Here is a 6,666-nt window from a genome sequence, read left to right on the forward strand (position 1 = left end):
TTTTCGAAGAGTATAAAAGAAAGAAGCTGACAAAGGAGACAGGTATGGAACAAACATTTTTTATCATTAAACCAGATGGTGTAAAAAGAGGACTAGTGGGTGAAGTGCTGAAACGTATCGAACAGCGTGGATTGACAATCGAAAAATTGGAGTTGCGTTCACAGGTTTCAGAAGAGTTGATTGACCAGCACTATCAGGACTTGGTTGGTCAAAGTTTTTACCCACCGATTCGTGAATTCATGACTTCAGGGCCGGTTTTTGTGGGTATTATTTCTGGTCCCAAAGTAATCGAAACTTGGCGGACTATGATGGGTGCGACTCGCCCAGAAGAAGCTTTACCAGGCACTATTCGAGGTGATTTTGCAAAAGCTGCTGGAGAAAATGAGGCTATCCAAAATGTTGTACATGGTTCAGATTCAGAAGAGTCAGCTAAGCGAGAAATTGCTCTTTGGTTTTAAGAGTGGATTGGCTCAATCAATTGGTTAAAAGCTCATTTGAATAGAAAGTATAGTCAATTAGTTTAAGACATGACGCATAATATCAAACTTTTTAGTTTTTGATATGGTGCGTTTTTTGATTATGTGACTATTAGTCCATCTCGCTCCGTTAGGTGCGAGACAAAAAAACACCCGCTATGCGGGTGCGCGTCGAAGCTTATACCAAAAAAACTCCAAACGCGATACAATAAAGGTGTTCAAGCCAATTGTAAAGCGAAAGGAGAAGGATATGGCACAAAGGCTCTTTTGTCCTGTTCTTGTTTCGATTGACTATATTTCTATACTTTTTCTTCCTTTCTCTGTGAAAATCGCAAGTTTTTCCCACCTTTTCTCAATACTGAAACAACATCTTTCCAGAACTTCAATAATTTCTTTTTGTGTTAAATCATTATTTAACTAAATCTTTGGAGGCAATACGTTTTCAAAGCTACTTTTTACCATAGATTTTGAGCTTTCAACACATATTACTAAGCCAAAAATGCTCTAAATTTTTGAAATTCTAACAAATTCCACTCAACTTTATCATCATATTTGACTTTCACAATATCTTTCTCAAAATAACATGGAATAAAGATAGTTTTCTTTTGAAACGGTTGTAGGAGGAAAATCTCTCCTACACTATTATTGATTCTGAGAGCAAATTGCAAAATATCATCTACCAAACTTTCAATTATTAAGATTTTTTGCAGTTTATCTGAATTAGAATCGCAAGGCTTCTCAATAATATAATTGTCGAATTTTTTCATTCTAACTTCCTCTCCACTATTTCTTCCTTTATCAAGAAAAAGTTACCTCAATATTCATAAAGTACAATTCTAAATTAACTCCAATTATTGATTCATGATAATATTTCAGTAACTCATCGTGCAATTAAAAACAAGGATTTTTATTTCAGACGATCCATCGTGAACACTTCATCAACCATCTCCCAAATTGCTGGATTATGTGTTGCGATAATGATTAGCCTATTATCATCTCGAAGAGATAGCAAAATCTCCATAATCAACTGAGAGGTTGCTGGGTCTATTGAAGCTGTTGGCTCATCTGCCAGAATAAAGGGTGGATTCTTTAAGATAACTTTTGCCAAGGCAACCCGTTGCGATTCTCCGCCCGATAACTCAAAGATGCGCTTATCTAGGTCAAGATAAGCCAGGCCGACCTGTTCTAAAGCCTGCTTCTGCCTCAACCGCTGTTCCGACCGACTCAACTTTTGACCAATGAGACCTAGCTTAAGGTTTTCTTCAATACTTTGGTTTTCAATTAAGCCAAAGTTCTGGAAGAGGTAGCCCAATTCGTGACGGAAAAAATCACTCGATTTATAATTGGCCAGGTCTTTACCTCGGTAAAGAATCGTGCCATCATAAGATTCTAATTTCCCAATCATGTTCATCAAGGTTGTTTTTCCGCTACCACTTGAACCAATTAAGGCATAGACTTTTCCAGCCTCAAATGTCATTGAAAGATTCGAAAATAACTCTCGTTCTCCAAAAGATTTACTCACCTGTTTAAGTTCAATCATATTAACCTCCCTTCAAAACAAGCATGGACATCTTGTTTTCTTTCTGCATTTGGACATGTAACTGTAAAAGAGATAGACCAGTAAAGAGTAACAAGACTAAGAAAGCAACTAGTATCTCTACCTGAAGAAATACACTCGCAACAAATCCCAGTAAAAACACACCCAGTTGAGCAAAGAGATAAGTGCGATGGATTTCTAAGAACCTGAGACCTGCAATGCGTTTGATAAAAATGGCACGTCTAAATTCTTCAAAGTAGAGCCTATTCATAGTGTTAAACAACAAGATTGAAGTTGCAATCCCAAGCACAGCTCCTGCTAGCATTACCCAACGTTCCCTCTGGATATTATCCAATAATGTGATGTAGTTGTGGTAACCTGTTTGCATTTCTGAGACCCAATTTTCAATGCCTTGTCTCTGGATAAGCTCCTGGGCATCAGACAATTGATTAAAGAGAACGTAGTTCTGTACTGCGTCTATCCAAAACAAAATGGACTGTGGACCAGTTGATTGGGGTGTTATAACAATGATGATTGGATCTTTCAAAAACTGCTGGTAAGAAATAGGGGTCGTATTATACACAAATCGATCCTGACCTGATTCTAAATAACCTACCGTAGCAGTCATTTGCTGTCGTTCATCTTGACTAGACATGCGACTGGTTAAGTCGTCTTCAAAAACAGATTTATAATGTTCTTCCTCTGAACGGAGGTGTTCAGGCAGCAATAAGACAAACTCCCCTACATCAAGGTGATTCATCTTTTGTTCAATAGTTGTATCTACAGGAATGTTTTGACGCTCCAAGTATTGCGGTGTGACGATAAGGACATTGCCATTCGGGCTGTAATCGTACCATTCTGTAGAGGTTATAAAGTTTTTGGAGGAAGTCATGCCATTTTGCAAAGTACGGTCAATTAACTGGTGTCTAGATAAGAAAGCCTTTTGTTCTGAAACAGCCAGATCCATCAATTGATACCAAGTTCTGAGTTTCCTTTGAGCTTGTTCATCAAAACCAGGACTCGTTCCTTCACGGCTGATTGATAGGGTAATCAGTTGCCTCTCCTGGCTCCAAGCCTCTTGTCCAATCCGATGCTGTTGCCAGGCTTGGGAATACTTTAAGCTACCCCCTATTCCCAGCGTTACAATAATAATCGCTGATAGTTGACCGATTAAAATCAAACTAATGATTCCTCTGACAGGCACTTGCCCTTTTATAATCTGCATCAGGTGTATCTTTTTTATCCCAACTGCGAAGAGTTGAGCGAAAAACAGGGAGATCGACAACAAGATGAGATTATAACTGAGCAAGCCTTCTCCTATGGTCATTAGGGATTGCGTTGGAAGCGACAGAATTTTTTGCATAAGAATGGCGAGCACGCCAGCTAAACTGAAACCAACAGCTATCCCTTTCAAATCCTCACCAACTGGTCTAAGAAAAATGGACCACCGTTTCTCTCCTGAAATGAGGCGAATGCCCGACGACCGTAATTGGCTAATTTGACTAATTAAAGTCAGTGCTCCAAAGGTTAAGATGAAAATCAATAAACTGATTAACTGAAATCCGTTACTAAAGATAGCCATTAACGTAGATAGTTTAGATGGAATTGTCAGGTGCATGTTAGTCAAGCCAAGTTGACTTAGCTCCTCCCTTAGCAAGTGAATATCTAGGTTTCCATCGAATACAAAATAGTTTGTTTCAACACTACTACTTTGAGCATCTTCTAGATTTTTTTCCTGTAGCCCATCAGGCAACTTTCCGTTCCCAAAGGTCGTATAAGAAAACACTGGAGTACCTTCTGAGTTAGGATCTTGGTGTTGAATCGCAATAAAGCTATCCGTTTCTTCTGCTAGTTTTTCCAAGCGTGTAGCAACATGCTGAAAAGTTGTTTCAGGGGAAGAATCACGTACAACAACGTTGGGGTAATAATAGGAGACATATGTATCAGTCCAAATGGTAAATACCCAAACAAAGAACAAACTAGCAAGCAGGTTGGATATGAGTATAAATAATTTTTTCATAGTGCATTCCTTATTCTAAAGCAGAGGGCAGAAATACCCCTGCCCTCTATAAACTAACAAGCTTACTAAACTATTGATAAAAGAATCTTCTTCAATTATTCTTTACCATCCCGCATCAAATTTTTAACATATTATTCCTCCTCTGAATGAAATATTATGAAAATGAGCGAAATGCAACTACATATTTTAATTAGAAATCTCAGTCTGAATTATAGTATCCTATTTTCTCCTCCTTTCTAACTGCACGTTCCTTTCTACAGACAGAGACCTAATTTTATAAACCAATCTTAAATACTTTAGATTTTGTAACTCATAATTTTCAACAGTTGGTTAGCTATGAAAGCATTTTATCAAACATCTCCATTCTTATATCTATCTGGTATTGTTACAAGCTCTCATAAGAATACCTTTCTCTAAATAGTTGAATTTTAAAGTAATACGACATCAATCAGCCTTCCCAACATCAAGACCATTGGACTTCTTTTGTGATTGGACTCGAATCTCCAATCGTTTATTCTTCTGAATAACTGTTGGTAAGGAATTGTGTTACTAAACGTAAAAACCTCTAGTAATGCAAATATAGCTAATTTTTGAATTCCACGATTTTTTTCATTCGTGAAACCCTTTTCTTTTTCGTTATCCTTATTTTAACAGATATATTTTATTTAGCCAAGCATTTTTATGTAATTTTTAACTTTTTTTTTTTGTTTGTTACTTTAAAGAATTATTTATTCCTTTAACTTGCTATTTTGAACTAAAAATTTTATAATGAAATTAAGCAAATAGGAAGGTTTATTATCTTTAATGAATACACTCGCAGAGAAATTCAGATTGAAAAGAAAAGAGTTAGGTCTCTCCCAACAAACTCTTGCAGAAGGAATTTGTGAACAAAGCCAGATTAGTAAAATTGAGAGAGGGCATTTCATTCCCTCCGCAGACCTTTTGTTCAAACTCTCACAGCGACTTGAAGTGCCATTAGATTATTTTTTTAATGAACAAATTGAAATTAAATCTAATCTCTCTAATTTCAAGCAATTATCTGCTCGACTATTAGATGACAGAAATTATGACAATTTGGAATATATTTATAGAATAGAGATTGAACGAAGTACTTTTCTAACACTAGAAGACCGAACTTACCTTGAATGGATTAAAGCTATTATTGACTTCTATCAATATGACAGTAAGTGTGAGGCAATTTCTTCATTGGAAAATATATTATTAAAAGTAGCCTCAAATACTCTGATTTATTTAAAGGCATTGAATACTCTATCTAATTTCTATTCCTTAGTGGGTCGCGAACAAGAATATGAGGCAAACTACTCTCATTTGATGGAGTTATATCAGACAAAAAATTTTGAGCATCAAGAGTTTTTATTTGGCTACATCAGAGTTCGTTACAACTACGCTCACTATCTAGTGTCAAAGGAAAAATATAACGAAGCCATCCAAGAAGCTCTTGAGACGATTGAACTCTGTAAACAAAGACAGACAAGCTACCAACTGGCTCCCCTACTTATTCTTGTAGGAAATGCTGGGGCCAAATTTCTAGACAAAGAACAAGTCAAAAATTATTATATAGAAGCAAGAGAGTTATGTAAGATTTATAACAATCCTTTAATGTTGATGAAGATAGAAAATTATTTGAAGGAATTAGATACTGTTTAGTTAATCTTGACATTATAGTTTTTCTAAAACGTTAAATAACCTGTAAGGCTGATAGTGAAATGAATACTATCAGCCTTATTTCAAATTTATATTCTTCCAAAATCTCTTCAAACCACGTCAGCTCTTTGATTTTCATTGAGTATTAGTCTCTGGTGTTTGTTTAGCGTCTTAAAGAGACATTTGAGAAGATTAGAAACAGTTCTCTCTTTTCTCCTAGTATAATGATTGGTAGGAAGGGAGAGAAAAGATGAAATCAATGAGAATCTTATTTTTGTTAGCTTTAATTCAAATCAGTTTGAGTAGCTGTTTCCTATGGAAAGAATGCATCTTGTCCTTTAAACAAAGTACAGCTTTTTTCATCGGAAGTATGGTCTTCGTTTCAGGAATCTGTGCTGGAGTAAATTATCTTTATACCCGTAAGCAAGAAGTCCATAGTGTCCTAGCCAGTAAGCAGTCAGTGAAGCTTTTTTACAGTATCCTGCTCTTAATTAATTTGTTAGGAGCTGTTCTTGTCCTGTCAGATAACTTGTTCATCAAAAATACGCTGCAGCAAGAATTAGTTGACTTTTTATTGCCATCCTTTTTCTTTCTATTTGGGCTAGATTTGCTGATTTTTTTACCCTTAAAAAAATACATGCGTGATTTGCTTGCTATGCTAGATAGAAAAAAGACAGTGTTGGTGACTATTTTAGCAACACTTCTCTTCTTAAGAAATCCAATGACCATTGTCTCTCTTTTGATTTATATTGGACTGGGTTTGTTTTTTGCAGCCTATCTTGTCCCAAATTCGGTTAAGAAGGAAGTTTCCTTTTATGGTCATATTTTCCGAGATCTTGTATTGGTCATTGCTACGCTCATTTTCTTTTAGAGAAAGCTTGTTTTTATGGATGTTATGATGGTAATACTCTTCAAAAATCTCTTCAAACTACGTCAGCTCTATCTGCAATCTCAAAACAGTGTTTTGA

6 protein-coding genes and 1 pseudogene are annotated in these 6,666 nt (G+C 36.0%); 3 read left to right on the plus strand and 4 right to left on the minus strand.

What is annotated here, in order from left to right:
- Positions 1-44: 44 nt before the first annotated feature.
- Positions 45-458 (plus strand): nucleoside-diphosphate kinase, encoded by a 414-nt coding sequence (ndk, locus tag HT730_RS09945; RefSeq protein WP_173307496.1) that lies wholly within the window; start codon positions 45-47, stop codon positions 456-458.
- Between the two features lie 506 nt (positions 459-964).
- On the opposite strand, the gene HT730_RS10710 is transcribed toward ndk, so the two are convergent.
- The 4 genes and pseudogenes from HT730_RS10710 to HT730_RS10645 all read right to left on the minus strand — a co-directional run bounded on the left by HT730_RS10710 (position 965) and on the right by HT730_RS10645 (position 4,629).
- Positions 965-1,243 (minus strand): competence protein ComA, encoded by a 279-nt coding sequence (locus HT730_RS10710; protein WP_173307497.1) that lies wholly within the window; start codon positions 1,241-1,243, stop codon positions 965-967.
- Positions 1,244-1,383: 140 nt separating this feature from the next.
- Positions 1,384-2,016, minus strand: a complete 633-nt coding sequence (locus tag HT730_RS09955; RefSeq protein WP_173307498.1) for an ABC transporter ATP-binding protein — start codon at positions 2,014-2,016, stop codon at positions 1,384-1,386.
- Position 2,017: 1 nt separating this feature from the next.
- Positions 2,018-4,033, minus strand: a complete 2,016-nt coding sequence (locus HT730_RS09960; protein ID WP_173307499.1) for a DUF1430 domain-containing protein — start codon at positions 4,031-4,033, stop codon at positions 2,018-2,020.
- 444 nt (positions 4,034-4,477) lie between these two features.
- A pseudogene (locus tag HT730_RS10645) lies at positions 4,478-4,629 on the minus strand (PhrA family quorum-sensing system peptide).
- 208 nt (positions 4,630-4,837) lie between these two features.
- Here HT730_RS10645 and HT730_RS09965 point away from each other — a divergent pair.
- Positions 4,838-5,701, plus strand: coding sequence for a helix-turn-helix transcriptional regulator (locus tag HT730_RS09965; RefSeq protein ID WP_173307500.1), 864 nt, complete (start codon positions 4,838-4,840; stop codon positions 5,699-5,701).
- 247 nt (positions 5,702-5,948) lie between these two features.
- Positions 5,949-6,569, plus strand: coding sequence for a hypothetical protein (locus HT730_RS09970; protein WP_049532500.1), 621 nt, complete (start codon positions 5,949-5,951; stop codon positions 6,567-6,569).
- Positions 6,570-6,666 lie beyond the last annotated feature (97 nt).

The organism is Streptococcus sp. k-628, from assembly GCF_013277475.1.
Lineage (GTDB): Bacteria > Bacillota > Bacilli > Lactobacillales > Streptococcaceae > Streptococcus.

Coding starts and splice junctions, on each gene's coding strand:
- ndk (WP_173307496.1), top strand. CDS start 45: ATGGAACAAACATTTTTTATCATTAAACCAGATGGTGTAAAAAGAGGA.
- HT730_RS10710 (WP_173307497.1), bottom strand. CDS start 1,243: ATGAAAAAATTCGACAATTATATTATTGAGAAGCCTTGCGATTCTAAT.
- HT730_RS09955 (WP_173307498.1), bottom strand. CDS start 2,016: ATGATTGAACTTAAACAGGTGAGTAAATCTTTTGGAGAACGAGAGTTA.
- HT730_RS09960 (WP_173307499.1), bottom strand. CDS start 4,033: ATGAAAAAATTATTTATACTCATATCCAACCTGCTTGCTAGTTTGTTC.
- HT730_RS09965 (WP_173307500.1), top strand. CDS start 4,838: ATGAATACACTCGCAGAGAAATTCAGATTGAAAAGAAAAGAGTTAGGT.
- HT730_RS09970 (WP_049532500.1), top strand. CDS start 5,949: ATGAAATCAATGAGAATCTTATTTTTGTTAGCTTTAATTCAAATCAGT.